The following is a 24,679-nucleotide window of genomic DNA, read 5'->3' as shown; positions in this document are numbered from 1 at the left end:
TGTCTCGTTAAACGGCTCGCAGTACGACGAGAGTCATGTCATCTTCGTTATGGCGATCGGGACCAATGAACCGCTGGACTCGATTGAAGAGATCCGCAAGGAGTGCATCGGCCGAGAGTCGACGCCGACAGGCATCCCGAAAAGCGATCGCCACATTCTCTTCATCAAAACGGTTGCCGCGCGGATCGGAGGCGTCGGTCAAGCCATCGGTGTAGTAAAGAACTACATCGCCCGGCTGTAGTTGCACCTGCTGTTCCGCATAGGCGTTGTCGGCTTCTAGGCCAATCATCATGCCAAAGGCATCGAGCCGGTGCAGGTTACCCGTAGCTTGCCGCCAGAGTAGGGGCGGATTGTGGGCTGCATTACTAAAGGACAGCGATCGCGTGCTGGGATCGTATTCCGAGTAGAAGAGGGTAGCAAAGCGATTGGAATGCTCTAGGTCGGCGTAGATCACCTGATTGAGGTGGGCCAAGACTTGGCTGGGCCGGTGCCGATTGAGGACTTCAGCCCGCAGCATGCCGCGCAGCATCGTCATAATCAGGCCAGCAGGCACCCCTTTGCCCATGATGTCGCCGATTGCGATCGCCCAAGGGGAACCAGCATCCGGTTGCAATCGCCCTTGTTCATCGCTGTGGGTGCGAGTGGGAATGAAGTCGTAGTAATCGCCTCCGACGCGACTGGCCGTGCGACAGGCAGCTGCAATTTCTAACCCCTCAATGGCAGGACATTGGCTGGGCAGTAATTGCAACTGGATTTCAGCCCCAATTTCTAACTCGCGATCGAGACGTTCTTTCTGGCGCAGCTCAGTGGTCAGTGCATCATTTTCAATGGCAACAGCGGTTTGATCCGCAACCAAACGCACCAGCTTTTGACGGGATTCATTCCAGGTGTAACGGCTATCCAAGCTGAAGACATAGAGCCGCCCCCGTGCTTGATTGCGAACGAGAACAGCGGTTGCAAATAACTGGGCGTTTCGGCCTAGGCAGCGCTGAACTTGACGATCGATGGCTGCGATCGCCTCCGTGGGTGAGCTGACGGGAGCAGTTTCAGTCGGAAGTCTAGCGGTAATCCGCTGGAGAGCAGTTTTGAGCTGGGGATCGGTGCAATGGAGTTGAGCTTGCCAAAAGCGACCATCGGGCCGAAGGGTCAGCAATAGACTGCCTTCGGTATCCGTGACCCGACTGGCTATCAGCGGGATCAGTTCAAGGAACTGCCCTAAATTAGTGAAGCTGCGCAGGGCAAACCCTAGGGAGGCCAGCAATTCTTGGGCCTTGCGCTGTTCGCGATCGAGTCGCGCCACCAGATCTTTGAGGGCTGTGACTGGTGAAAGGCCAGCCGAACTTTCCCCCGCTGAAACTGGCGAAGCCGCTGGTTGGAAGTAGGGAAGCGTCGTCATAAAAGGACGGCCAGCTACGCTAAAAAGCGATGGGAGAAAAGTTCCCAACGGTTATAGCACCTTCTTTCTGGATTCGTGCAAATCCCAACCTAAATTGAGACTTCCTGCTGCAAACGCTCCGCACAGAAGTCAGCCACAACTCATCCCGTGCGATTAACCTGCATCAATATTCAGGAAAACTTAGCCATCCAGCAGCGCTTGAATAAATTCATAGCTGGAGAAGGGTCGGAGATCTTCAATCCGTTCACCCGCACCGAGGAAGCGAATTGGCAGCCGTAAGTCTTGGGCGATCGCCAGAGCCACGCCTCCCTTCGCAGTGCTATCCAGCTTGGTCAGAGCGACACCACTCAGCTGTGCGGCTTCGGAAAAAACTTGGGCTTGACGCAGGCCGTTTTGTCCTTGTGTGGCATCGAGAACGAGCAGCGATTCCACGATCGCATCGGGGGCTTTGCGGTCGATAATCCGCCGCACCTTGGCCAGCTCATCCATCAAGTTCTTTTTGTTCTGGAGTCGGCCTGCCGTATCCACTAACAGCAGCTCTGTTCCACGGGCTTGTGCTGCCGCGATCGCATCAAACACAACTGCAGCCGGATCGGTATTTTGGCCGGGGTTAGCAATCACTTCTACTTCGCTGCGAGCGCCCCAAACCTTAACTTGCTCGACCGCTGCAGCTCGGAAAGTATCAGCCGCCGCAATGAGACAGCGATAGCCCGACTTGGTCGCAAGGTGAGCCAGCTTGCCAATCGTGGTGGTTTTACCAACGCCATTGACGCCGCAAACCAGCCAGACATTGAGACGACCCTTTTCAGGGGCCAAGATGTAGCGACCCGATTCTTCCAGTGGTTGATCCAAGAGCTGTTGCAGCAAGGACTTGAGGTAGGCGATCGCCTGCTCCGGTGGCAGAGCTTCTTGGCGGAGCTTGTCTTGTAATTGGCTGAGGATGCGATCGGTAGCTTCCACCCCAACATCAGCCTGTAAGAGTAGGGCTTCGATTGTCTCTACAGCTTCGCCACTGAGCGGGCCTTGCCCCACTACAGCCTTGAGCTGGTTAACGAGGTTGCGGCGGGTTTTATCTAGCCCACGCCGCAGGCTGCTCAGCCAGTCGATTTCCTCAATCGAGATCTCTTCAGGACGACGGCCTTGGGCGGCGAGGACCTCTGAAGACCAAACAAAGTCGTCATCAAAAACTAGTCCTTGAGGCTCTGCCGGTTCTGCGATCGCAGGGGGCTGGGGTTCCGGCTCTGGCTCCGGTTCAACGATCGCTTCTGCTGCCAGTTGCTCTAGGCGAGCTTCCCGTTCACTGGCAGCGAGATCGAAGAAAGACGCTGGCTCGGCTGGAGGTTGGGGTTCGGGTTCCGGCTCAGCAACTGTCTCAGTGCTGATCTCCTCAGGGGAGCTAGCAGCTTCAGCGCCTGCTGGTTCCTCTGCAAGCTGGGCATCTGAGAGAGCCGGAGTCGCTGCGATCGCCTCAGCCGTAGTAGATGTCTCGGCAGGTGCTTCCTGCTGTTTGAGGTTTTGGTAGGCTGCCTTTGCCCAAGCGAGATAGTCCTCGGCGATCGCGGGAGCAGGCTCTGCAGGGGGCGGTTCCGCTATTGCAGCCGTTTGGGGTTCCTCAACGGCCTCTGTAGTGGAGCGAGCGGCATCGTCCGTCGACTCGCTCGACTCCGTGACAGCTTCGCTTGCTGCCGTGGATGGAGCCTGAGGCTGATTGAACTGACGGCGGAACCAGTCGAAAACCATAGGAACAGCAGAAGTTAGGAAGATGGGCGGGCTTCACGAGCGGCTTTGCCAAGCGTGGTGCTGAGGCGGCGCAACACCCCATTGATAAAGCGGCGGCCTTCTTCATCACTGTACCGGTTGGCTAATTCCACCGCTTCGTTGATGGCAACTTGCTCGGGCGTGCCTAGGAAGAGAATTTCGGCAGTGGCCAGTCGCAAAATGTCCTGATCGATGCGAGGCACACGGTGCAGCTGCCAGTCCACCATCACCTCGTTCAAGGTTTTGTCGATGCGTTCACGGTTGCCATTCACTTGGTGTACGAGTCGCGCCCCAAACTTGCGGACCTCTTCGCGATCAGTCAGTTGCACCCACTCGGGCAAATCGAGGGCAACGCCTGTACGGTTGATTGCGGCTTGGGTCATTTCAATCGCCTCTTGCAGCATTGCCCGCGAGCTTTCAAGGTCCGCTGATCCTAAAGTGCTCAGCAACAGGCGATCGCTGCTCTGCTTGAGTTCTGCAGAGGCTGCTTCGAGGTGGTCGCGGGCTTCAGCAGCGAGGGTCCGGGTTGCCGCCAACAACAATTCTGAGAGCACCTGATCAGAAGGCAGCTCGGCTTTCGCTGGCAGCTGGCTCAAACTGAGCAAGGCCAGTTCACGAGCAATACGGCGGGGTTGCATAGGTCGGCAAGAGGCAAAAGGCCAATCCTCACTCTAACTTGTCGCCTCCCTGAGTCCGGGTTTTGCTGCTCAACCGCCCTACTGAATCGACGGAAGGCGATCGCCCCTACAAGCGGCTCTCCTCTTCGCTCTTGCCAGTCCCCGTGGCTTCTACCAACACTTTTTCGACTGCCTCTGGCAAGCTGCTGAGCGCTGGGGTGACAGGATTACCCTTGGGTGCCACGATGCCCCCTGAAATTAGAATTTTGAAGGCGTCCTCAACCGACATCTCCAAGGTCTGTAACTCTTCCTCGCAGACCACTGCATACCAGCCGGTGGTGGGGTTTGGGGTTGAGGGGATGAAGACGCTGACTAGGGCCGCATCAGGGCGTTTGGCTTGAATGGCTTCACTGACATTGCCTGTGACAAAGCCGACGGACCAGAGCCCCTTGCGGGGATACTCGACCAACACCACGCGTCGGAACCGTGTGCCGTTGTCCTTGAGCACGGTTTCCAGCAGTTGCTTAAGTGTTTTGTAGACCGATCCTGCTAGGGGAATGGCCTGCAGTGTCCGTTCGCCAAAATCCAGCAGGAAGCGGCCAACGATGTTGCGGGCCATCAACCCGATCACCAAGATCGCCAGCAGTGGCACCGTCAGACCGACCCCGAGATTAATCAGGTTGCTCAGGAAAGGGTCAAGGTCATTAAAAGGATTGACCTGCTTAGGAATGCCCGTTAGCAGGTTGACAACCCAGCGCGAGACGATCGCCGTCAGCCAGATGGTGGTTGCCAGCGGAATGACGACCAGCAGACCCGCAATCAAGTCATTTTTGAGGTCCTGCCGCAGCCGTTGCCAAAAACTGAGGGGGCTGCGATCGGGGGCTTCAGGCATGGTCTTGGGGGAATGAGGCAAAGGGTCACAGCACAGAACTTGGGGCTGAGTCAGCGCTAGATTCCAGTCGTAACAGGCGATCGCTGACAGCCAGAACTTGCTTCACTGTGACACAATCCGCCGACCCCGCGATCGCGGCTAGAGATCGGGGCGATCGCGTACAGACACGGATTGCGAAGGTGGAAGGCTGCAACTGCTCTAAACGTTGGCTGGATTTTGGCGCAGAATGCCCCAGCTGATGCCGCCATAGCCAATGACCAGCAAGAGACCAAGAAGAGAAGTCCGGACGGTGTTGGCGGTGACTTCCCGCCGAATCGCACTGGTTTGCTTGTCTTGATTGGCTTTAAGCTCTGCCTCCTGTTTTTGCTTAGCCTCTGCTGCCCGCTGATCCACGAACCGATCGATATCCGCTTCCGGTTTCCCTACCAATTTCTCGAAGTCAGCGACTTGGTCAGGTGGAATTTGACCGCTCGCTTTCACTTGCTCAAATAGCCCCGGAGTGCCAAACAGCTGCTTCAGTTGTTGCTTCTGCTGGACGATCGCTGCTTGAAATTGCAGATCTAGTGCCTGTTGTTGCTGTTGCGCTTGCTGCTGGACTTCTGCGAGTCGTTGGGCTTGGCTGGTGAAGGCATTGCTGAGGTGAATGGGCACTGCCAGGATAAAAATGACGCTGAGCACCAAGGGCAAGATCCGTGCGATCGCCCGCACGAGCTTTTGCTGAGTGATTGCGAGTGGGTCGAGTTGCTGGGCAAGCCAATCCCCACTAAACCAAAGGGTGAGACCGACGAGTGGCACCACGCCGCGATCGATCCACTGGCTGCTCGTGGCTACGTACCAGCGCGGTTCACTCCAGTTGGCGCCCACCAGGCTAGCCACATAGTCCACAAGGACAGAGAGAACGAGGACAAGACCTACTAACCGCAAGGCTCGTGCAGCCAACGGTGCCACGGAACTCGGTGCAGCAGCCATCGATCATCTTTCGCAAGAACAGGCTCAGTGTATCCCTTGGACGGGGCGCTCGAACCGCGATCGCACGGGATCAAGAGTCGAAAGTCCGAGGACAGGCATTGGGATGATCGCCGCTTTTGATCCCATGGCTGTCATGCAAAAAGCCGGACCTTGCGGCCCGGCTGTTCATTCCCAAACTGCTAGATGAGGATCTACTTCGACTCGGAGAATTCGGCGTCGATCACATCATCATCACTGGAGCTGCTGCTAGACGAGGAGGAAGGCCCAGCCTGTGCACTGGCTGAAGCTTCGGCACTGGCTTGCTGATAGACGCTGCTGCCGGCGGCATAGAGTGCCTGCTGCAGTTGCTCGATGATCGCTTTGATCTTGTCGTAGTCTTCAGCGGCTAACGCCTCTTTCAGCTCTTTGATAAAGCCTTCAACTTTAGCTTTGTCATCAGCCGAGATCTTGTCACCCAGCTCGCTGAGTTGCTTCTCGGACTGGTAAACCAGTGTATCGGCTTGGTTTTTGAGATCGATGCGTTCGCGGCGTTCTTTGTCTGCAGCAGCATTCGCTTCTGCATCCTTAACCATGCGATCGACTTCGTTATCCGACAGGGTCGAAGCACCAGTGATGCTGATCGACTGCTCTTTACCCGAGCCTTTATCCTTCGCCGTGACATTGAGAATGCCGTTGGCGTCGATGTCGAAGATCACTTCGATTTGAGGTACGCCACGGGGAGCCGGCGGGATGCCGTCCAAGCGGAAGGTTCCCAAGCTCTTGTTGTCGTTGGCCATTTCGCGCTCGCCTTGGAGCACGTGGATTTCGACGTTGGTTTGCCCATCTGCAGCCGTCGAGAAGGTCTCCGACTTCTTGGTGGGGATGGTGGTGTTGCGTGGGATCAACTTGGTCATCACGCCGCCGAGGGTTTCCACGCCCAAGGACAGCGGCGTCACGTCGAGCAGCAGGATATCTTTGACTTCGCCAGCCAAGACACCGCCTTGAATCGCTGCACCGATCGCCACCACTTCATCAGGGTTGACGCTTTGGTTGGGCTCTTTGCCCGTCATTTGCTTGACGATCGCCTGCACCGCAGGAATCCGGGTCGAACCGCCGACCAAGACGATCTCGTCGATTTCGCTCAGAGCCAGTTTGGCGTCTTTGATCGCTTGCTCCACCGGAATCCGGCAGCGATCGATCAGGTCGGAGGCCAGCTCTTCAAATTTGGCGCGGGTCAAGGTCAGGTCGAGGTGCTTCGGCCCGTCTTGAGTTGCCGTGATGAAGGGCAGGTTGATTTCGGTTTGGGTAGCGCTGGACAGCTCGATTTTGGCTTTCTCAGCCGCTTCCGTCAGACGCTGCAGGGCTTGCTTGTCTTTGCGCAGGTCGATGCCTTCGTTCTTTTGGAATTCGCCCGCGAGGAAGTCAACGATTTTTTTGTCGAAATCGTCACCACCAAGGTGAGTGTCACCCGAGGTCGCCAGCACTTCGAAGACGCCGTCACCAACTTCTAGTACTGAGACGTCGAAGGTGCCGCCGCCCAAGTCAAAGACGAGGATGCGTTCGTTGCTCTTCTTATCGAGACCGTAGGCCAGTGCAGCAGCGGTCGGCTCGTTGATGATGCGCAGCACTTCCAAGCCAGCAATTTTGCCAGCATCTTTAGTGGCTTGACGCTGGGAGTCGTTGAAGTAAGCCGGAACGGTGATCACGGCTTGGGTAACGGTTTCACCCAGATACTTGCTGGCATCTTCTGCCAGTTTGCGCAGCACCTGTGCCGAAATTTCTTCAGGGGCAAACTGCTTGCCAGCGTTGGAGCTGTCCAGTTTGACGGCGTTGCCCGAGGTGTCAACTTTGTAGGCGACTTCGGTCAGCTCGTTCGTGACCTCATCCGGACGGCGACCGATAAATCGCTTGACCGAGTAGAAGGTATTTTCCGGGTTCATCACCGCCTGACGTTTGGCGATTTGACCCACGAGGCGGTCTTGGTTTTTTGCAAAAGCAACCACTGAAGGAGTGGTGCGGAAACCTTCCGCATTAGCAATCACAGTGGGCTTGCCGCCCTCCATGACAGCCACGCAAGAGTTGGTGGTTCCGAGGTCGATTCCGACAACTTTGGCCATAGTGCAGCTTGGGAGGGATTACATCTGCTGACGGCCAACCGCCAACAGGGATGAACTCATTCGAGTTTCGACTATCTTGCAGGCGAGCCGACCCCTCTTCCAAGGGGAGGTTCCCGAACCTCGGAGGACGGTGGGCGATCGCAGCCTAAGCTGAGAAAACACGGTTCACCCGCTTTGTTATGGCTGCTCTCACCGGTCGCACTCGCTTGCTCGGCATCATTGGCGATCCGATCGAACATTCACTATCGCCTCTGATTCAGAACGCTGCGATCGCTGAACTGGGCTTGGACTATTGCTATGTGCCCTTTCCGGTGCAAGGGGCTGATCTGGCAACTGCCCTGGCGGGCCTAGCTGTGGTTGGGGTGCAGGGTTTCAATGTCACCATCCCCCACAAGCAAGCGGTGATGCCACTGCTGAGTGAAGTCTCGGAGCTGGCGCAGTCGGTGGGTTCCGTCAACACCGTCTGGCGCACGGCTGAGGGCTGGGCAGGTACGAATACTGATGTCTTGGGTTTCCTCGCACCCTTACAAGCTCTGCGATCGGATTGGTCGGGTTGTCGAGTTGTGCTCTTGGGATGTGGAGGTGCAGCCCGAGCTGTTGTTGCTGGCTGCCTCCAGCTAGGTTGCCGTGCGATCGCAACGGTCGTCCGTGATTCCCACAAAGGGTCAGCTTTTCAGCAAAGTTGGGGCGATCGCGCTGATTCTCTGACAATTCATGATTGGTCTGAGATTCCAGACTTACTCAGCTCTGCGGATTTGATTGTCAACACCACACCGCTGGGCATGGACCCGCACATTGAGCGATCGCCCTTGGATGACCAAGCCGCTCAACAATTACGGTCAGACACGATCGCCTACGACCTGATTTACACGCCCAGCCCCACTCGCTTTTTGCAGCAGGCGATCGCACAAGGATGCCAAGCGATCGATGGACTGGAAATGCTCGTTCAGCAAGGCGCGGCTGGCCTCAAAATTTGGACTGGCGCAGAATCTGTTCCCATCGACACGATGCGATCGGTGCTCAAAGCGCATCTCGGCTTGGCCTAGGACGGGGCTGGTCAGGCCACTGGCGTTGCGGATGCAGTCGGCAGCGCTTCTAGGAAACTGAGCGGGCGATTCATGGTGGCGGAAAAGCCAAGGATGCCGCGATCGCGGTGCTCATAAATTAATTGGCGATCGCGATCGAAGAGAAAAGTACCGCCGCGTTGGGTCATGTAGCTGGCGTCGGGAACGTAGGTGCGCCAATGACCGAGGGATTCCGCCATATTCCGCAGGCGCAGAGTGGCCAGTTCCATCGGTCGTTGGAAGCCAGAGCCGCCCGCGAGGTTAAAAAAGTTGCCCTTGATCGGTGGTAGCGGGAAAGCCTGAACACTTTCTTCCGCGCCAATCAGTTGGGGCGCAGTGCGATCGCCGCGATACCCTCGAAATACTTCTGCCAAGGTGCCGTGACTCCCAATGCCCGCGCACATCAGCAGCAGATTCAGCCAAGCTTTGGCAGCGGGCGAAAAACCGGGAAGTGACCACTGTAGCCCCGGATAGAGCTGCAGTTCTCGATGCAGGCTAGCTGTGGGATCAACAAAGAGCTGATCGGCGGGGAAGCCGGTGAACTCACAGAAGCGCTGGCCTGAGTCGCGATCGCCAATGCCAACTGCTCGAACCGTAATTCCTGCGGCTTGCAGTTCTGCTTGCTGGCGCTGCAACCACTGGGCATATTCCAAGCTGTCGAAATCGCCCAACTGCGGCCAGATCAACACCAGTAGGCGATCGGCAGTTTCCGTATCGGTGAGGATTGGCGCGATCGCCCCGTCACTGACTCGTTGACGCTGACAAGCCTGCAAGAGCGGGTAAGGGTTGATGGGTGCTGGAGTCATGGATGGAGAAGCGGTCGTAGCGGAAGGCATGAAGCAGTGGATCCGTGCGGTGGTCGAGAATTTGGTCAGCGAGCAGCTGAGCGGTAATTGGGGCGAGCAGCATACCGTTGCGGTAGTGGCCGGTCGCCAAGAATAGGTTTTCAGCGGGGCCTTGCCCAAGAATCGGCCATTCATCCGGAGTTGCGGGACGATAGCCCCACCACGTTTCAACCAGCGGACAGTCCGCCAGAGCCGGAACAAGCGCGATCGCTTCAGCCATCAAGCTCTGTAGCGGCCCAGCAGTATTGCCGGGACTGAAGCCAGCTGTTGCTTCTACGGTGGCACCGACGACAATCAGGCCATCGCGCCGCGGCACGATGTAAGCCTGCTCCCCAAACAAGACGTGGCGCAGCAAATCGGGATGCGCCTGCAGCGAAAACATTTGACCCTTAACGGGATAGACCGGCAGTTGCAGCCAGTCACCGGACCAAGCACCTGTTGCCAGAACGTAGGCATCAGCTTGAACTGGGCCTTGCTCCGTCGTCGCCGATTGCAGGCGATCGCCCGTCACTACTAACTCTTGAAGAGCAACGCCTTCGTGGAGGATGACGCCACTGGCGATCGCGGCAGCTCGTAAAGCGGGATAGAGCGCGCGGCGACTGTCGACTTGTCCTTCTTGGGGAAACCACCAGCCACCAATTAAATCGGAGCGCAGAGCTGGCTGAAAGTCTCGTAAGTCTGCTGCCGAGAGCCACTGTCCCGGCGATTCTGCCGGGTGAGGATAGCGATCGCGATTGGCAGCATCACTGAGCGGCACCAAAATGCCACAGGGCCAGTAGCCGCTGTCTTGACCGCTGAGCTGTTCAATCTGTTGCGTCCAGCTGGCGTAGAGCGATCGGCTGCGCAGCCCCAGATCCAGCATGGGCCCGACTTCGATGCCTTCCGACTGGGGTGCCAACATCCCCGCCGCGACTCGGCCTGCCGCCGCCTGACTGTTTTGGCTGTAGACCTGAACCATCGCGCCCCGCAATCGCAGTTCTAGCGCGATCGCCAAGCCAATGACGCCGCCCCCAAAGACGGCTACCTCGAACGCCATTTCGCCTTCCGTATCCTCAATCTCCTAGTATGACGGCGGTTCTCGAGAGGTCAGGCCATGGAAGTTGAGGTTTTGCGGTTGCGACCAGGGCAGGATCTCAAACAAGCACTCTGGGATTGGACGCGCGATCGCCGCCCCAGTGCAGCCTGTTTGCTTAGCGCAGTCGGCAGTTTGGACACGGTTTGCCTGCGATTAGCCGGAGGCGATCGCCAACTGCACCGGCAAGGCCCGCATGAAATTCTGAGTTTGAGTGGCACGCTTTGCTTGGATGGACTGCACCTCCATCTCGCGATCGCCGCTGCCAAGGGTCAGGTCTGGGGCGGCCATCTGCTGGAAGGCTGTCGCGTTTACACCACAGCAGAGTTAGTCATTGGGAGTCTGACGGACTGGCAATTTCAGCGCCAGCTCGATTCAGAAACGAGCTATCTAGAGCTTCAGTCTAGACGGCTATAAGGCTTTCAAAAATGCCAGGAACCGGACTTGAACCGGTGACACGAGGATTTTCAGTCCTCTGCTCTACCAACTGAGCTATCCCGGCAGGGATGTCGCTGTTTTCGCAGCTTTAGTATCGTAGCAGAGCCCTCCGCTGCGTTCAAGTCCTCGAGTGCAGGAGTTTGGGAGAGTAGCAACCAGCCTCGGACGCGATCGCCCTGTGCCCGAATTGTGCGAGTAGCTTCCTGTAGCGTCGTGCCCGTCGTCAAAATGTCATCTACCAGCCACAATTCGCCGCGCTGCTGAGGCGATCGCCAGCTAAAAGCCCGATCGAGCATTTGCTGCCGCTCTTGGTGGTTGAGGCCGTGCAGGGCTTGGGTCGATTTGGGTCGGCGCAGTGCATCTGTATTGCAAGACCAGCGCAGAGACTGCGCCACGGCGATCGCGATCGCATCCGCTTGGTTGAAGCCGCGTTCCCGCAGTCGATCGGCGGCGATCGGAATCGGGATCAACTGCTTAGGCTGCGATCGCGGCCAATCTGCAAGGCTGGCGGCCATACACTGACCTAAGAACTGGGCGAGTTCGCGATCGCGCTCAAACTTGACCTGTCGTAAAGCCCGCCGGAGTAACCCTTCGTAGCGACCCCATGCCCAAACCGTGACGCCGTAGCTCTGCCACTGCCGGGGTTGGGCACAAGCTTGCAACTGCCGTCCGCAATCTAGACAAAGGATTTCAGTGGCAGGGCGCTGACAGAGCCGACAGGTCGATCGCAGCAGGAGGCGATCGCAGAATTGTTGAAGTGGAGTAAACATCGCCTCCCCTGCAAACTTGAGGGGAGAATGCCCCAAAATGCTTGATCGGCAACAGCGACTAGGCTTTGCTGGCGCGGGCCGATCGCAGCATGGCAATCAAAGTTTGGTGCGCGTCTTCAGAATCCTGCAGCTCGTGATCGAAGCTGACTTGTAGCGATCGCGATCCTGCGGCTTCCACCACGTCTAAAACCATTGCCGCCGATGTAATCCCCGTTAGGGTTGCCGCCGTTGCTTCTGTGGCACCGCCATAGACTTTGGCATAGACCAGCACCGCATCCGCATGGTCTTCATTCATGTGGCGACAGATGCGATCGCTCACCGCTGGAGTTAGTGGATCAGCCATCGTTTTTTCCTTTGCTCAGGTCATTTAGAAGCGATCTTAGACCGGTCCTCAGCTGCTCTGTCTCTAGTCCTAGAAAGAGCTGGAGCGATCGCTAGGAAAGGACGTGAGCTTTTAGCAGCAGCGCACTAATCAGGCGATAGCCACTGAAGCTGATGAAGCCCAGCAAAACAACAAAGAGAGCGACATTGAAGACATCGCGCAGGCGATCCATAAACAGTCTCGGCAGAAATGCGCCCTCACTCTATCAAGCGATCGCGCCCCCACTCGGGTCGAGCAGCAATCCGTCATAAAGCCTGCGCTGAGGCCGTTAGCGACTGAGGAGCCCAGCAGGAAGTTGCATGGTGATGCAGTGCAATGAGCCATGTTGCTCCAGCAGTGGCCGACAGTTGATGCCGATCGCCTCGCGATCGGGGAAAGCAGCGGCGATCGCCGCGATCGCTTCTTGATCAGCCGGATCGCCGTAGGTCGGCACCAAAACTGCGCCGTTGATCACTAAATAGTTGGCGTAGGTGGTGGGCAAGCGCTGGCCATCCTCGTCGAAGCAAGGTTGCGGCCAAGGCAACGGAATCAAGTGGTAGGGCTGGCCTTCGACTGTGCGTAGCGCTTTCAGTTCCGCTTCGAGTGCTGCCAGTTCGGTCGCATGACTGTCGCTGGGATCATCGCAGGCAACATAGATCAGCGTGTCATTGGGCGCGATCCGCACCAGTGTGTCGATGTGGGCATCCGTATCATCGCCTTCCAAATGGCCATGCTCCAGCCAGATCAGTCGATCGCCACCCAACTGCTGCTGAATGATCTGCGCGATCGCCTCTCGGCTTAAACCTGGATTGCGATTCGCTTCCAACAGGCATTGGCTGGTCGTAAACAATGTCCCGCGACCATCGCTTTCGATGCTGCCACCTTCAAAAATCAGCGGCACCGTTTCCAGTGGCGTACTGCCAAAAATTCCTTGCTGCCAGAGTCGCCGTGTCACTTGGTTGTCGTGATTAGCGGCAAACTTCAAGCCCCAGCCATTAAAGCCCCAGTCCAATAGCCGGAGACCGTTGGAGGTTTCCACCGTCAGCGGCCCAAAGTCGCGGCTCCAAGTGTCGTTGGTCGGCAACTCGACAATTTGGATGCGATCGCGATTCGCGGTCGTCTCTTCTAGTTGTTCCGCCACGCGATCGGGCTCTGGTGTCACGATCATTAGTTGCTCAAAGCGTGTCACCGCTTCCGCCAAGTCGCGATAGACGCGATCGACCTGATCTAATAGCGATCGCCAGTCACTGTCCGCATGGGGCCAAGCGATCAAGACGCCATCTTGGGCTTCCCATTCAGCCGGAAAACGGCGATCGCGATGTTGGCCCTGACTCATGGTGTGACTAGCAAAAAGACCCTTGTTCAGCCTAGCGGCTTCGGTTGTTTGGGTACGGTCGTTCGGTGCGAAATCCGTCCTCGTTTCGTTCCTGAAACCGAACCGCCCCTAAGCGATCGCCTTCCTAGAGTGAGGGTGTCGAGAGCAGTCCGTTAGGGAGACCTCAAAATGGCACTCGTTCGATTCAGTCCGCTCTACGAACTTGATCGTGAATTGGGCACGTTGCAACGGCAAATGAGCCGCTTCTTACACCCGTGGCCTTGGACCGAAGCAGAACTGAAAGAGTTGAGTTTTGCACCAGCGGTTGAGGTCAAAGAAACGGATGCAGCGATCGAACTTCGGGTTGAGTTGCCGGGGATTGATCCAAAGGATCTCGACCTGCAAGTCACGGCTGAAGCCGTTGTTCTCAAAGGCGAACGCCGCAGCGAAGAACGGAGCGAAGCCGAAGGTGTGCTGCGCACCGAGTTCCGCTATGGCTCCTTTGAACGGGTAATTCCGCTGCCCGCTCAGGTCAAAAACACCGAAGCACAAGCCGATTATCAAAACGGCATCTTGGTGCTGACGCTGCCGAAACGCGACGAAGAGTTACACAAAGTCGTCAAGGTCGATCTCGGTCATCTCACTGCTGCGCCAGTGAACGCGGAGGCGAGCGAGCAATAGCACCGTCTGCGTTGAGTCCTGCAATTCGTCATCTTCTGGGGCTTTGGGTTAAAGCCCCATTTTTTGTTGGTTTCCAGTCCCGAACTGCCGTAGATTGACCTAGACATCGCAGCAAGTTCAAGAGGGTGCCGTGCCACTGCTGGAAGGACTGATTGGAGTCGGAGTCGCGATCGCCGCGATCGGGGTTGGCCTCGAAGTGCAGTATCAACGGCGCGAGGGCAACAAACTCGAAGTCACCAACGGTCAGTGGCAGACCGATCGCAGTCCGGGTCGCTTGCAGCTGACCGGCCGGATTGCGCTGATCAACCGCACCCGCAAGCTGGAAATTATGGTGCCGGAGCTGGTGGCCAAAGCACGGCTCCTCTCCAAGCAAAGTTTGGAAGGGATTCGTTGGCAAACGCGGGTTGTGCCGGAGCATGAAGATGCGGCAGCCCGTACCGATGACTATTGGTTTGCCTACATCGTCAAAAAGCGCACCACAATTCGGGTTGAACTCACGATCGAGGGGCCGGAAGAAGCGATCGCGGCGCTGGAATCGGCTTGGCTGCAAATTCGCTACGTCACCTATGGCCCTCAGGGGCGAATTCCACGGCGCAAACATATTGTCTTGGCGCTGAAAGAGCTGGAACTCGACACCGCACCAACTTGGCGATCGCTGTCTCAAACTGAGCGCTTGCCGATTAAAACCCATTTACTGACGCCGCAGGATGATCCTGTGGAAGTCGTCAAACGCTATGTCTTGCCCTACAGTCAGCCCGGCGACCTGCTGGCGATCGGCGAAACACCGCTGGCGATTATGCAGGAGCGCTTCCGTCATCCCCGCGATATCAAACCCGGTTGGGTGGCGCGCCACGTCTGCTACTACTTTCAACCCACTTCCAGCTTGGCGACGGCAGTCGGACTGCAAACGCTGGTCGATGCAGTCGGACCTTGGCGAGTTTTCGGGGCGTTCCTTGGTGGCGTTTTGCTGCGCCTCGTTGGCAAGCGTGGTGGCTTCTACATCTTGGCTGGTGAACAAGCGCGGCTCATTGATGATGTGACCGGCAGTTTGCCGCCCTACGATCAATTCGTGGTGCTGGGACCGCAGGATCCACAGGCGGTTGTCGATCGCATTGAACGGGAGACCGGCCTGAAAACCGCGATCGTTGACGTCAATGACTTAAAAGCCGTGAAGATTTTGGCGGCGAGTGCGGGCTTGCCCACAGCCGTTCTTGAATCGGCGCTACGGGATAACCCCGCTGGCAATGCTGATGAGCAAACGCCGATTGTGCTGGTGCGGCCTCGCTAGCGATCGCCCCGGATCCACAAGCTAAGATCAGGGTCAAGCTGCGCTGTCAAACCACTGATGTCAACTCTGATCAACAACGCTGAATCAGTGCAAATTCGGCCGCTCCAATACCGCGATCTCACTTGGCTGGAACCCTACTGGCAGGGCGATCGCAGCGGTGGAATTAGTTGGGATGCACTGCAGCGCTGGTTTCCGTTGCTGAAGTTACTCAGCACTTTCCCCAATCCGGCTCGCCATCTGGCCGCGATCGCAGTGGCGGAATCGGGGCAAAAGCCCTGTGGCGCGATTCAAATGAGTCCGTTTAACCACAGCCGCAGTACGTGGCGAATCGATCGCGTCTTGGCACTTCTGCCCAGCCTCAGTGATGGCCAGTCGATGACTCTCGCTCAGGATGTGGGCATTCGGCTGCTACGCCACTGTTTGGAAACAGTTTGGGAAGCCCGCACTTGGATTGGTGAGGTGGACAGCAGCGATCAATCACTGATTGCGCTCTATCGCCAAACCGGATTTCAGCCCCTCGCTCAGCTCAACCACTGGAGCTTGTCGCCTGCGCAGTTAGCAACCCTAGCGCTGCGGGAACCGGATCTCCCCAATCTGTTGCCCGTCAGCAATGTCGATGCGGGACTGCTCTATCAGCTCGATACTGTTTCGATGCCACCGCTGCTGCGGCAAACCTTCGATCGCCACGTCGATGATTTCCGAATCGGCTTGCTGCGCCGCTGGAGTATCGGTTTTTGGCAGTGGTTAAATGGCCACCATCGTTGCAGTGGCTATGTGTTTGAACCGCAGCGCAAAGCCGCGATCGCCTATTTCCATCTTCAAATTGCCGAAGACAGCAGCCAGAACCACGTAGCCCGTTTGACGGTGCATCCGGCCTACACCTGGCTCTATCCCGAGTTGATTGCGCACATGGCCCGTCTGTTGGCTGCCTGTCCGGCGGCTGATCTGCACCTTTCCTCAGCGGACTACCAGCCGGAGCGGGAAGAATACCTCAAACAGATTGGGGCAGAGCATCAGGGACAGCGACTCCTGATGGCGCGATCGGTTTGGCACAAGCTGCGGGAAACGCGCTTTGTTTCGCTGGAAGGCTTGCAGCTCGCGGATGTTTTTAATGGCTTGCAGCCAGGACGTGCCCCTGCACCCGGTCGGATTGGTAGCACGGCTCCAGTTCCGATCCGTACCCGCAATGCAGAACCGCTGCTGAGCACGGGTTGGGATCTGCCGCCCGTTCTCTAGTCATTCGATGCCCCAGTACGCTGCTTTAGGTTTAGATGTTGGTCGCCGCCGAATTGGTGTGGCGGGTTGCGATCGCTTGGGCATTACTGTTCAAGGGCTGACCACAATTGTTCGGCGTGATTTTGCCAGCGATGTCGCTGCGATCGGCGCGATCGCCCAAGAACGACAGGTGGAATTGTTGGTGATTGGCCTGCCCTACTCGATGGATGGCAGCCTCGGTTCCCAGGCCAAGCAGACTCAACGCTTTGCCACGCGTCTCAGCAAGGCACTGCAATTGCCAATTACCTACGTCGACGAGCGGCTGACCTCCTTTGAAGCGGAAGAGTTGATCAAGGCTGAGGGGCGATCGCCCTCTCGTGATAAAGGCGCGATCGATCGCAAGGCAGCGGCGCTGATTCTGCAACAATGGTTGGACGAGCAGCGGGAGCCCCGCCGCTTCGGTTCCACTCAACACTGAGTTCCATGGAAGACGTCCCCACGCTCTTAGTTCAGGATGACGCTGGCCGAACGCTGCTCTGCGATCTAGAGCATCTCGTGCCGATCGATGGGCAAGAGTACGCCTTGCTCATGCCGATTGATACGCCGGTCTCCCTCTTCGCTTGGGATGATGAAGATGAGGATGCGCCTCCTCGCTTAGTCGAGGATGAAGAAGAGATTGAAATTGTATGGCCGACTGCTAGTGCAGTTCTTCAAGAGCAAAACCTGACGCTGATCCATTCAGCTGTGACGCTGACGGTTGAAGGGGAGTTGCCTGAGTTAGAGGACGAAGAAGACGAGTCGGACTTCGAGGAAGACGGCGAAGTTGAAGAAGAATTCATTCATCTGGTCAGCTTCTACCACGAGGAGCAGGAATACTCCTTCTTCGTGCCACTCGAGCCGATCTACGTGGTGGCAAAGCTAGTCGATGGCGAAGCCAAGCTACTCTCTCCGGAAGAGTTTGAGGCGATCGAAGAGCGCTTGACCGCCGAGCTTGATGAGCGGATGTCCTGAGCGATGACCCGCGACCATTTACTGCAACCTGATCTGGTCGTTCCTGGCTCGATCTTGCGGCTCCCAGCAGAACCATTGCTTGCTGCAGGCTTGCAAGGTCTAATCCTCGATGTGGATGAGACGCTTGTTCCGACCATGAGCCGTGAAATTTCGGAGGAGCTGCAGCACTGGATTGCTGAAATGCGGCAGTTCTTCTCTCTCTGGCTGGTGAGCAATAACCTCAGTCAGTCTCGGATCAGCGCGATCGCTGAAGCCCTCGATATCCCCTACTTTCTGGCAGCTCGCAAACCCTCCCGTCGCAAAATCCGTCAAGCTGCAGATGAGATGGGGCTGCCCTTGGAAAAGGTGGGAGTGGTCGGCGATCGCCTGTTTACCGATGTCTTGGCGGGCAACCGTCTTGGTGTGTTCACGGTCTTGGTCGAGCCGATGGTTTTACCCTCATCGCTGCCGCGCAGCCACTGGTGGCGCAACCTAGAAGTCCAAATTTCGCGGGTTCTTGGGGCGAAGCTCCATCCCAGTCCCCTGGCTCGGCCAGAGATGTTAAGTAAATCTTAGAAACGTCTCTGCAGGGTGCAAAGTTTGAGATCTTAGATACCGAATGAAATGGGGCGAGCCAAGATAAACGCCCTAACCGATAAAAAACCGAGGTGCTGTCCTAGGGCAGCACCTCTTTTAACGTGAGGAATTGGCAGATCTGTCTATCTTGCACTGGACCTGCCAGGTAAGCAGCGGCAGAGTGTCATGCGGGCAAGACTCGTGAGTCCTTGGCAAGCCATACTTTTATTGACACAGACCTTTTAGAGCGCTGTCTATGCCGAGAACGCCGAACGAGTACGCTATCCACCTGCTCTTTGAAGGCGGTCACCGCGAAGAAATCCGTTTCCACAATCTGCAAGAGTTCCAACGCTGGTACAGCAATGACTTTTTGCCGAAGCATGAGTCTAAGGAACTGATCAACATTCCGATTAAGAACATTCAAGGCGAGTACATGGTGGCGCGCCCCAGCAGCATCTTGGCGATGCGGGTCGAGCCGATCTTTAACTCCAGCGTTGAGCGTTTCTAGGGCTGAGGAGATCGCGTCAGGGCTAGGCTGTTAGGACAGTCTGGCCCGTTTGCATGGATTCTGGACTCGACACGACCCTATTGCTGATCGTGACTGTGGCTGCAGGCATCGCAGCTCAAGTCTTGGCCAGTTGGGCAAAGTTACCGGGAATTGTCTTCCTGTTGCTGACCGGCTTGCTGCTGGGGCCTGATGGCTTGAACTGGGTGCAGCCTGAGCAACTGGGGGAAGGGCTGGAAACCTTGGTCAGCCTCAGTGTGGCGCTGATCCTGTTTGAAGGCGGACTGAGCCTTGATCTGCGCAATCTTCTCCAAGTTTCCGGCAGCCTGCGCAATCTGATCACGCTAGGCGCAGGAATTACGATTCTGGGCGGTGCGATCGCGGCTCACAGCTTCAGTGAGTTTCCTTGGCCGTTGGCGTTCCTCTACGGTGCGATCGTGGTGGTAACCGGCCCGACGGTGACGACGCCCCTATTACGGCAAGTTCAAGCTGATCCAAAGGTCTCGACCCTGCTAGAAGGCGAAGGCGTCCTGATCGATCCGATCGGCGCGATTCTGGCGGTGGTCGTTCTTAACTTTGTCCTGAGTGGCAGTCAGGATGTGGGGTTGGTGCTGGAAGGACTGATCCTGCGGCTGGTCGTTGGGGCGATCGCCGGTAGTCTCGGTGGCGGTCTGCTGGCACTATTTTTGCGCCAAGTCCGCTTCCTCTCGGAGGAACTACGAACCCTCGTCGTTTTAGCCGCACTCTGGGCAATTTTTGGCGCAGCTCAAGCAGTGATCAGCGAGGCAGGCTTGCTGGCGGTGGTGATTGCGGGTCTGTTGCTACGGGCTGTGGCGATTCCCGATTTGGAGGCGATTAAAACCTTCAAGGGACAGCTGACGACCTTAGCAATCTCGATCCTGTTTGTGCTGCTGGCAGCGGATCTCTCGATCGCTAGTCTCTTCGCTTTGGGTTGGGGCGGCCCCTTGACCGTGCTGGCGCTGATGCTGGTCGTGCGCCCGCTCAGCATTGGCCTCTGCACTTGGGGCAGCGACCTCAACTGGGCACAAAAAGCCTTTCTGAGCTGGATTGCACCGCGCGGGATTATTTCGGCGTCGGTGGCCTCGCTGTTTGCGATTCTGCTGACCGATCGCGGCTTAGCGGGTGGCGCAGCCATTAAAGCGCAGGTGTTTTTGACGATTTTGATGACGGTCTTTTTGCAGGGACTTTCAGCGAAGACCGTGGCGAAAAAACTCGGTGTTTTGGATCGACCCGAGCAAATTGTTTTGGTTGGTGATGACCTTGAGCTACGACTTCTTACCATCTTGTTGGCGCAAAACAAGCAGCCTCATCAGGCGATCGCCCAAGTGCCAGCAGAACCCGCCTGGGAAAGCGAAAGCATCACGCTGCTACTCGGTCGCGATCAGCCGACTCCTGCCGAACAAACAGGGCTGACCGTGGTAGACCTCTGCCCACTCGACGATCGCGCCCATCTCTACAGCACCCAAATCAGCGCCGACCTCTGGCAGCAACGGTTGCAGGAGCAACGCTGCGAACTCTTCCAAATCGAGCTGAGCGATCGCCAGACGGTACAGCAGTGGCAGCAGGCGCTGGAAGCCGATCAGATTTTGCCGTTGCTGCACCAACGTGGGGAAGGCTGGGAACTGGCGCTGTTACCCGCTGTGGCCGAAACTGGCGATCGCTTTTGGGGATTGAGTCGCGATCGCCAGTTAGCGATTGACGGGCTGGAATGGCAGGATTGGCCTGCCGCTTGGGTTAGCCCTGAGCTGCCGCGATCGCAGCCTGCAGACGCGGTTGAGCTTGCCCAGCCTGATGCAGCAACACCCAGCTCGTGAGCAGATCGGGACCCTGCATCGAACCCATCAAGGCAGCGCGCAGCGATCGCATGCCGATACCTTTTTTGACGCCCGCCGCTTTGACTGCTTGATCGATCAAGCCTTTGGCGGCTTCGAGGGTCAGCGCCTCACTCGGTAGCGCCTCAAGGATTTGCTGCAGAACCGCTTTGCTACCTTCTTGGCTCAGCTGGGCGATCGCGTCTTCTTGCAGCTCAATGCTCTGACTGAAGAAGAGTTGGCTTTGGGCGACGACATCGGCCAAGGTCACGAGGCTGGGACCCAAGAGGGTCGCCAATTCTTCCAGCCAAGCCGCAGGATAGGCTGCTGTATCGACACCCGCTCCGATCAAAAATGGCTGTAGCAGTGCGACCAACTCGCTGGCAGATTTCTCTTTGATCACCTGACTGTTGAGCCAGTTGAGTTTGTCCCAGTCGAATTTGGCACCGGCTTTGTTGACGCGATCGAAGTCGAAGACGGCAGCCGCATCGGCAAGGCTGAAGCGTTCATCCATGCCTTCGACGGGCGACCAGCCGAGCAGGGTCATGTAGTTGGCGATCGCCTCGGGGAGATAGCCCAAGTTTTGGAAGTCGGAGATGGAGGTGACGCCATCGCGCTTGGAGAGTTTGCGACCTTCCTTGTTGAGGATCAGCGGCGTGTGGGCAAACTTGGGCACCGCTGCACCCAGCGCTTCGTAGAGCAGGATTTGCTTGGCGGTGTTGGCAATGTGGTCTTCGCCACGAATCACATGGCTGATCGTCATGTCGATGTCATCGACCACGACCGCGAGGTTGTAGAGCGGCTGGCCGATGGTGCCAGCGGGACTGCGGCGGGCAATCACCATGTCGCCACCGAGGTCACTGCCTTTCCAGACAACGCGATCGCGCACTAAGTCTGTCCAAGCGATTTCGCGATCGTCATCAATGCGGAAGCGAATCACGGCTTCGCGTCCTTCGGCTTGAAACGCGGCTTCTTGCTCTGGCGTCAGATCGCGGTGGCGGTTGTCGTAGCGCGGGGCTTCGTTGCGGGCGCGTTGCGACTCGCGCAGGGCTTCGAGTTCAGCTTCGGTGCAGTAGCAGCGATAGGCTTTGCCACTGTCGAGCAATTGCTGCACGGCGGCTTTATAGAGGTCGAGCCGCTGGGTTTGGTAGAACGGGCCTTCGTCCCAGTTCAAGCCCAGCCATTTGAGGCCGGTCAGGATGTTGTCGGTGTATTCCGATCGCGATCGCTCGAGGTCCGTATCTTCGATGCGCAGGATGAACTGGCCCTGATGCCGCCGCGCAAACAACCAGTTGAAGACGGCGGTGCGTGCCGTGCCGATGTGGAGGTTGCCGGTGGGGCTAGGAGCAATGCGAACGCGAACTGACACAGTGATTTCCAACGGGCTGCAGTTCTCGATCGTACGGCGTCACGGCAGCTGATTAATCCCCAACTAGAGCAATTATTCTCAATGTTGACATCCGTAGAGAGGTTACTGATTAGGCATCTTATTGAAAACCAAAGATTGGGTAGTAAATATTTGCAATATTTTCTATAGCAGCTAGAAAGCACAATAAAGTTTCCTTTAGAAACTAATGGAATCCTTCATTACTAGGTTCTTGTTTTACGTTCTTTGTGACAAGGCTAAAACAAGACAGAAATTATTCTTTGCACTATTAATTGCTACTGCTAGTAAAAACAAAACTAAGTTTAATCATACGCATGCCTCAGAAAATCGCTCAACCCAAGCCTGACCTTTCGAGTATAGTTCTTCGAAGGCAGAATCAATATTAAAAGTTGACAATAGATTATTAGCGTTTGGGAATATGCTTAGGTATTCTGAATCAGACAAAAGTACTGGTGGAAGATTGAGCTGTTCGAGTGTTATACGAGGGTTGTTAGCTTTAATTTTAAGAAAGTTTTGGTATCCAGCTTTGGCTAGTTGTTGTATCTCAGGAATTTTAGATGTCACAATCTGTTGACAAAGATCTTGTGCTTCTCGAGTCATATCAGACTGCATTTCCTCGAGGTTAATTCCAAGTTCTGAGATAGATGCTTCTACAGATGATTGAATTGCTTGCGCCGACTCATAGTTACCTTTTGGAAGGGCATGACACATCAAATAAAATAATGTTCCATAGTCGCAGGAAGATAGTCCATTTCTAAAGTATTGAACAGCATTATCATTCTCATGAAGTCTTAAAATATTTTGAATCGGACAGCTTTCGGATAGTCTAGAAAAATAATTTATTGGGACATTAAGTATAATTCTGGATAAGACAGCACAGACTCTGAATGCTAGTGCTGGATCCTCAAGGCTTAACAAGTTAGCTACAAGATGAACACATACAGAATACTCGGTAATATCTGGATTGTATAAATATTCCATTAGTACATTAGAGTACTGGCTACCTTCAATTGATTGAAATTCAGTATTAGTAGACATTAATAAAAATATATTCATCAACACTTCTTGCGCCATTGCAGACATCTCAAGTAGTGCAACCATAGATATAGGAGATCTCACTAAGAACTCATTTTTTGCATTCATAAACTGGGTGAAAGCAACTGCTCTGTCAGAAGGATTGCCCTGTTGATCAAAAAGTAAGCCTGTAGTGAGTTTATATCGCCATGGCCGAACATTAAGAGTGTTAGGTTCTCTAAGGGTATAGTACTCAGGAAGCCTGAGTTTTCTTATAAAATCATAATGTTTTTTGGCTTTATGAAAATCAGATTCTCGACCTCCTCTAACATTATTTGACTCATAAGATTCTTTCATTATTTTTAAATAATTAAGGCCCCAAATTGTCGATGTTGCATCGATAAAATGAGTGTATTCATGTACTGCCAAAGGAAAAACCTTGGCTATGGGATGATATGAGTTTTCATCTAGCAAAGTGTTTGGATCTTGGAGCGAATGTTGATAAAACTCAGAAAGCTTTTCTTTGGCAATTCTTATCTCTGGTAGCGTAAGGGAGTCTAGAGAAACTATTGTCGTATAAAAATCAAATGAACCTAGCGTATCTGTTGCAGAAAAACAATTCCATTGTTTAGATATTTCCTTGAAATTTGAGAATTTCATAAACTGCAAACAGAATTCAAAACGCCAAACTGAATTTTACTTTATCTTGATGTTTTATTGTATGTTGATTCTGTGCTTGCCTAGACTGGATTTCACTAACTGCCATAGCTCTTGTGCTGAGGACTTTCAACCTAACAGGGAGGCTTACTCAAGCTCTAGGATCAGAGTTGGGAATAGTTATGACGACTGGTAGTAGTTGCGATCGTGAAAACACCCCCGCACTAGAGACCATAGTCCTAAGCCCCTCTCCCGAGCATGGCTGGTACATCAATCTCTTTGATGCAGGTGGCTCGCGACAAAGAGAGAACACAGTCAAGAATCGACAGAAGATCACTCAAGGGAATCGCCTCGCTGCCTGTCAAGTGGGCTGCTGCAAGATCCGCTAATACTTCTGGGGTGCCCACATTACCCGGATTAATCACCGTGACCCCAATTTGCTGCGATCGCAATTCTTCCCGCAAGGCGTGAACGACTCCCCGCAGCCCAAACTTCGACGCGCTATTGGCAACCTCTCTAGCAGGGAAATTATCTCGACCCGAAAGAGCGCCCATAAAAATAATTTTTGGATTATGCGATCGCCGCAGCGCAGGCAGTAATGCTTTCACCAAGCGAATCGGCGCAAGGAGATTGACCGCAATAACCCGAGCAATATCCTCATCCGAACAGGTTTCAAAGTCATATTGGGGTGTAAACGCATGGGTTTCCCAAGTTCCACCCATGTACAGCAGCGCATCGAGGGAATCCTCCCCGATCGCTTGAGCCACCGTTTTGATTCCCGCTAACTCAGATAAATCTGCCTGAATCCACTCCCTCACCGGAGCCGCTGTTCGCGACACTGCCACAAGGCGATCGCACTGGTGGATGAGGTGTTCTGCAACAGCAAGACCGATGCCACGACTGGCTCCTGCCACCAGAATCGTCTTAAAAGACATCACTGT

At 55.5% G+C, this 24,679-nt stretch carries 25 protein-coding genes and 1 tRNA gene; 10 read left to right on the top strand and 16 right to left on the bottom strand.

Annotated features, from left to right (window positions below; all coding sequences use genetic code 11):
* Positions 1-7: 7 nt before the first annotated feature.
* The 7 genes from DOP62_RS07860 to dnaK form a co-directional block, all read right to left on the bottom strand.
* A complete protein-coding gene (locus DOP62_RS07860; RefSeq protein WP_208675817.1) occupies positions 8-1,396 on the bottom strand; it encodes a PP2C family protein-serine/threonine phosphatase in 1,389 nt (462 codons plus the stop codon).
* A 180-nt stretch (positions 1,397-1,576) separates the two neighbouring features.
* On the bottom strand, positions 1,577-3,136 hold the full coding sequence (gene ftsY, locus DOP62_RS07855) for a signal recognition particle-docking protein FtsY (protein ID WP_208675820.1): 1,560 nt from the start codon (positions 3,134-3,136) through the stop codon (positions 1,577-1,579).
* A 14-nt stretch (positions 3,137-3,150) separates the two neighbouring features.
* Complete coding sequence (nusB, locus tag DOP62_RS07850) at positions 3,151-3,792, bottom strand: transcription antitermination factor NusB (protein WP_208675822.1); 642 nt, start codon at positions 3,790-3,792, stop codon at positions 3,151-3,153.
* 106 nt (positions 3,793-3,898) lie between these two features.
* Complete coding sequence (locus DOP62_RS07845) at positions 3,899-4,663, bottom strand: DUF502 domain-containing protein (protein ID WP_208675824.1); 765 nt, start codon at positions 4,661-4,663, stop codon at positions 3,899-3,901.
* A gap of 25 nt (positions 4,664-4,688) precedes the next feature.
* Positions 4,689-4,856 carry a hypothetical protein gene (locus DOP62_RS07840; protein WP_208675826.1) on the bottom strand — a complete coding sequence of 56 codons (168 nt, stop codon included), beginning with the start codon at positions 4,854-4,856 and terminating at the stop codon, positions 4,689-4,691.
* A gap of 5 nt (positions 4,857-4,861) precedes the next feature.
* Entirely contained in the window at positions 4,862-5,632 is a 771-nt protein-coding gene (locus tag DOP62_RS07835) for an HpsJ family protein (RefSeq protein WP_208675828.1), read from the bottom strand.
* A gap of 191 nt (positions 5,633-5,823) precedes the next feature.
* A complete protein-coding gene (gene dnaK / locus DOP62_RS07830) occupies positions 5,824-7,728 on the bottom strand; it encodes a molecular chaperone DnaK (protein WP_208675830.1) in 1,905 nt (634 codons plus the stop codon).
* 179 nt (positions 7,729-7,907) lie between these two features.
* On the opposite strand from dnaK, the gene DOP62_RS07825 reads away from it, so the two are divergent.
* Positions 7,908-8,774, top strand: a complete 867-nt coding sequence (locus DOP62_RS07825) for a shikimate dehydrogenase (protein WP_208675832.1) — start codon at positions 7,908-7,910, stop codon at positions 8,772-8,774.
* Between the two features lie 11 nt (positions 8,775-8,785).
* On the opposite strand, the gene DOP62_RS07820 is transcribed toward DOP62_RS07825, so the two are convergent.
* Both DOP62_RS07820 and thiO read right to left on the bottom strand, forming a co-directional pair.
* On the bottom strand, positions 8,786-9,598 hold the full coding sequence (locus tag DOP62_RS07820) for a peroxiredoxin-like family protein (RefSeq protein WP_208675834.1): 813 nt from the start codon (positions 9,596-9,598) through the stop codon (positions 8,786-8,788).
* On the bottom strand, positions 9,534-10,673 hold the full coding sequence (gene thiO / locus DOP62_RS07815) for a glycine oxidase ThiO (protein ID WP_208675836.1): 1,140 nt from the start codon (positions 10,671-10,673) through the stop codon (positions 9,534-9,536). The genes DOP62_RS07820 and thiO overlap by 65 nt, the downstream gene beginning before the upstream one ends.
* Positions 10,674-10,730: 57 nt before the next feature.
* On the opposite strand from thiO, the gene DOP62_RS07810 reads away from it, so the two are divergent.
* Positions 10,731-11,126 (top strand): PPC domain-containing DNA-binding protein, encoded by a 396-nt coding sequence (locus DOP62_RS07810; protein ID WP_208675838.1) that lies wholly within the window; start codon positions 10,731-10,733, stop codon positions 11,124-11,126.
* A 12-nt stretch (positions 11,127-11,138) separates the two neighbouring features.
* Here the strand turns inward: DOP62_RS07810 and DOP62_RS07805 are convergent.
* The 4 genes from DOP62_RS07805 to DOP62_RS07790 all read right to left on the bottom strand — a co-directional run bounded on the left by DOP62_RS07805 (position 11,139) and on the right by DOP62_RS07790 (position 13,614).
* A tRNA-Phe gene (locus tag DOP62_RS07805) sits at positions 11,139-11,211 on the bottom strand.
* Positions 11,177-11,917 (bottom strand): ComF family protein, encoded by a 741-nt coding sequence (locus DOP62_RS07800; protein WP_370538765.1) that lies wholly within the window; start codon positions 11,915-11,917, stop codon positions 11,177-11,179. The genes DOP62_RS07805 and DOP62_RS07800 overlap by 35 nt, the downstream gene beginning before the upstream one ends.
* A 58-nt stretch (positions 11,918-11,975) precedes the next feature.
* The gene (locus DOP62_RS07795; protein WP_208675840.1) at positions 11,976-12,260 is read right to left on the bottom strand and encodes a DUF2470 domain-containing protein; all 285 of its coding nucleotides are present in this window, start codon (positions 12,258-12,260) and stop codon (positions 11,976-11,978) included.
* Between the two features lie 307 nt (positions 12,261-12,567).
* Positions 12,568-13,614: an agmatine deiminase family protein gene (locus DOP62_RS07790; protein WP_208675842.1), complete on the bottom strand. Its 1,047-nt coding sequence runs from the start codon at positions 13,612-13,614 to the stop codon at positions 12,568-12,570.
* A 168-nt stretch (positions 13,615-13,782) separates the two neighbouring features.
* On the opposite strand from DOP62_RS07790, the gene DOP62_RS07785 reads away from it, so the two are divergent.
* From DOP62_RS07785 to DOP62_RS07750, 8 genes are all read left to right on the top strand, one after another.
* Positions 13,783-14,274: an Hsp20/alpha crystallin family protein gene (locus tag DOP62_RS07785; protein ID WP_208675844.1), complete on the top strand. Its 492-nt coding sequence runs from the start codon at positions 13,783-13,785 to the stop codon at positions 14,272-14,274.
* A gap of 130 nt (positions 14,275-14,404) precedes the next feature.
* Complete coding sequence (locus DOP62_RS07780) at positions 14,405-15,562, top strand: F420-0:Gamma-glutamyl ligase (protein ID WP_208675846.1); 1,158 nt, start codon at positions 14,405-14,407, stop codon at positions 15,560-15,562.
* A gap of 57 nt (positions 15,563-15,619) precedes the next feature.
* A complete protein-coding gene (locus tag DOP62_RS07775) occupies positions 15,620-16,798 on the top strand; it encodes a GNAT family N-acetyltransferase (protein WP_208675848.1) in 1,179 nt (392 codons plus the stop codon).
* 7 nt (positions 16,799-16,805) lie between these two features.
* Positions 16,806-17,255: a Holliday junction resolvase RuvX gene (ruvX, locus tag DOP62_RS07770; protein ID WP_208675850.1), complete on the top strand. Its 450-nt coding sequence runs from the start codon at positions 16,806-16,808 to the stop codon at positions 17,253-17,255.
* Between the two features lie 5 nt (positions 17,256-17,260).
* Entirely contained in the window at positions 17,261-17,788 is a 528-nt protein-coding gene (locus DOP62_RS07765) for a DUF3727 domain-containing protein (RefSeq protein WP_208675852.1), read from the top strand.
* 3 nt (positions 17,789-17,791) lie between these two features.
* Entirely contained in the window at positions 17,792-18,343 is a 552-nt protein-coding gene (locus DOP62_RS07760; protein WP_208675854.1) for a YqeG family HAD IIIA-type phosphatase, read from the top strand.
* Between the two features lie 256 nt (positions 18,344-18,599).
* Positions 18,600-18,851: a hypothetical protein gene (locus tag DOP62_RS07755; RefSeq protein ID WP_208675856.1), complete on the top strand. Its 252-nt coding sequence runs from the start codon at positions 18,600-18,602 to the stop codon at positions 18,849-18,851.
* 53 nt (positions 18,852-18,904) lie between these two features.
* Entirely contained in the window at positions 18,905-20,683 is a 1,779-nt protein-coding gene (locus DOP62_RS07750) for a cation:proton antiporter (protein WP_370538764.1), read from the top strand.
* Here DOP62_RS07750 and gltX read toward each other — a convergent pair.
* The 3 genes from gltX to DOP62_RS07735 all read right to left on the bottom strand — a co-directional run bounded on the left by gltX (position 20,604) and on the right by DOP62_RS07735 (position 24,673).
* On the bottom strand, positions 20,604-22,049 hold the full coding sequence (gltX, locus tag DOP62_RS07745) for a glutamate--tRNA ligase (RefSeq protein WP_208675858.1): 1,446 nt from the start codon (positions 22,047-22,049) through the stop codon (positions 20,604-20,606). The genes DOP62_RS07750 and gltX overlap by 80 nt on opposite strands.
* 324 nt (positions 22,050-22,373) lie before the next feature.
* Entirely contained in the window at positions 22,374-23,741 is a 1,368-nt protein-coding gene (locus DOP62_RS07740) for a hypothetical protein (protein ID WP_208675860.1), read from the bottom strand.
* A 236-nt stretch (positions 23,742-23,977) separates the two neighbouring features.
* Entirely contained in the window at positions 23,978-24,673 is a 696-nt protein-coding gene (locus DOP62_RS07735) for an SDR family NAD(P)-dependent oxidoreductase (protein ID WP_208675862.1), read from the bottom strand.
* Positions 24,674-24,679: the final 6 nt, after the last annotated feature.

Origin of the sequence: Synechococcus elongatus PCC 11801, assembly GCF_003846445.2 — a bacterium.
GTDB lineage: Bacteria > Cyanobacteriota > Cyanobacteriia > Synechococcales > Synechococcaceae > Synechococcus > Synechococcus elongatus_A.
This window is presented reverse-complemented; position numbering and strand designations above follow the sequence as displayed.

Excerpts from the sequence above, each read along its gene's own strand:
- DOP62_RS07860 (WP_208675817.1), bottom strand. The coding sequence starts at position 1,396 with ATGACGACGCTTCCCTACTTCCAACCAGCGGCTTCGCCAGTTTCAGCG.
- ftsY (WP_208675820.1), bottom strand. The coding sequence starts at position 3,136 with ATGGTTTTCGACTGGTTCCGCCGTCAGTTCAATCAGCCTCAGGCTCCA.
- nusB (WP_208675822.1), bottom strand. The coding sequence starts at position 3,792 with ATGCAACCCCGCCGTATTGCTCGTGAACTGGCCTTGCTCAGTTTGAGC.
- DOP62_RS07845 (WP_208675824.1), bottom strand. The coding sequence starts at position 4,663 with ATGCCTGAAGCCCCCGATCGCAGCCCCCTCAGTTTTTGGCAACGGCTG.
- DOP62_RS07835 (WP_208675828.1), bottom strand. The coding sequence starts at position 5,632 with ATGGCTGCTGCACCGAGTTCCGTGGCACCGTTGGCTGCACGAGCCTTG.
- dnaK (WP_208675830.1), bottom strand. The coding sequence starts at position 7,728 with ATGGCCAAAGTTGTCGGAATCGACCTCGGAACCACCAACTCTTGCGTG.
- DOP62_RS07825 (WP_208675832.1), top strand. The coding sequence starts at position 7,908 with ATGGCTGCTCTCACCGGTCGCACTCGCTTGCTCGGCATCATTGGCGAT.
- DOP62_RS07820 (WP_208675834.1), bottom strand. The coding sequence starts at position 9,598 with ATGACTCCAGCACCCATCAACCCTTACCCGCTCTTGCAGGCTTGTCAG.
- thiO (WP_208675836.1), bottom strand. The coding sequence starts at position 10,673 with ATGGCGTTCGAGGTAGCCGTCTTTGGGGGCGGCGTCATTGGCTTGGCG.
- DOP62_RS07810 (WP_208675838.1), top strand. The coding sequence starts at position 10,731 with ATGGAAGTTGAGGTTTTGCGGTTGCGACCAGGGCAGGATCTCAAACAA.
- DOP62_RS07800 (WP_370538765.1), bottom strand. The coding sequence starts at position 11,917 with ATGTTTACTCCACTTCAACAATTCTGCGATCGCCTCCTGCTGCGATCG.
- DOP62_RS07795 (WP_208675840.1), bottom strand. The coding sequence starts at position 12,260 with ATGGCTGATCCACTAACTCCAGCGGTGAGCGATCGCATCTGTCGCCAC.
- DOP62_RS07790 (WP_208675842.1), bottom strand. The coding sequence starts at position 13,614 with ATGAGTCAGGGCCAACATCGCGATCGCCGTTTTCCGGCTGAATGGGAA.
- DOP62_RS07785 (WP_208675844.1), top strand. The coding sequence starts at position 13,783 with ATGGCACTCGTTCGATTCAGTCCGCTCTACGAACTTGATCGTGAATTG.
- DOP62_RS07775 (WP_208675848.1), top strand. The coding sequence starts at position 15,620 with ATGTCAACTCTGATCAACAACGCTGAATCAGTGCAAATTCGGCCGCTC.
- ruvX (WP_208675850.1), top strand. The coding sequence starts at position 16,806 with ATGCCCCAGTACGCTGCTTTAGGTTTAGATGTTGGTCGCCGCCGAATT.
- DOP62_RS07765 (WP_208675852.1), top strand. The coding sequence starts at position 17,261 with ATGGAAGACGTCCCCACGCTCTTAGTTCAGGATGACGCTGGCCGAACG.
- DOP62_RS07760 (WP_208675854.1), top strand. The coding sequence starts at position 17,792 with ATGACCCGCGACCATTTACTGCAACCTGATCTGGTCGTTCCTGGCTCG.
- DOP62_RS07755 (WP_208675856.1), top strand. The coding sequence starts at position 18,600 with ATGCCGAGAACGCCGAACGAGTACGCTATCCACCTGCTCTTTGAAGGC.
- DOP62_RS07750 (WP_370538764.1), top strand. The coding sequence starts at position 18,905 with ATGGATTCTGGACTCGACACGACCCTATTGCTGATCGTGACTGTGGCT.
- DOP62_RS07740 (WP_208675860.1), bottom strand. The coding sequence starts at position 23,741 with ATGAAATTCTCAAATTTCAAGGAAATATCTAAACAATGGAATTGTTTT.
- DOP62_RS07735 (WP_208675862.1), bottom strand. The coding sequence starts at position 24,673 with ATGTCTTTTAAGACGATTCTGGTGGCAGGAGCCAGTCGTGGCATCGGT.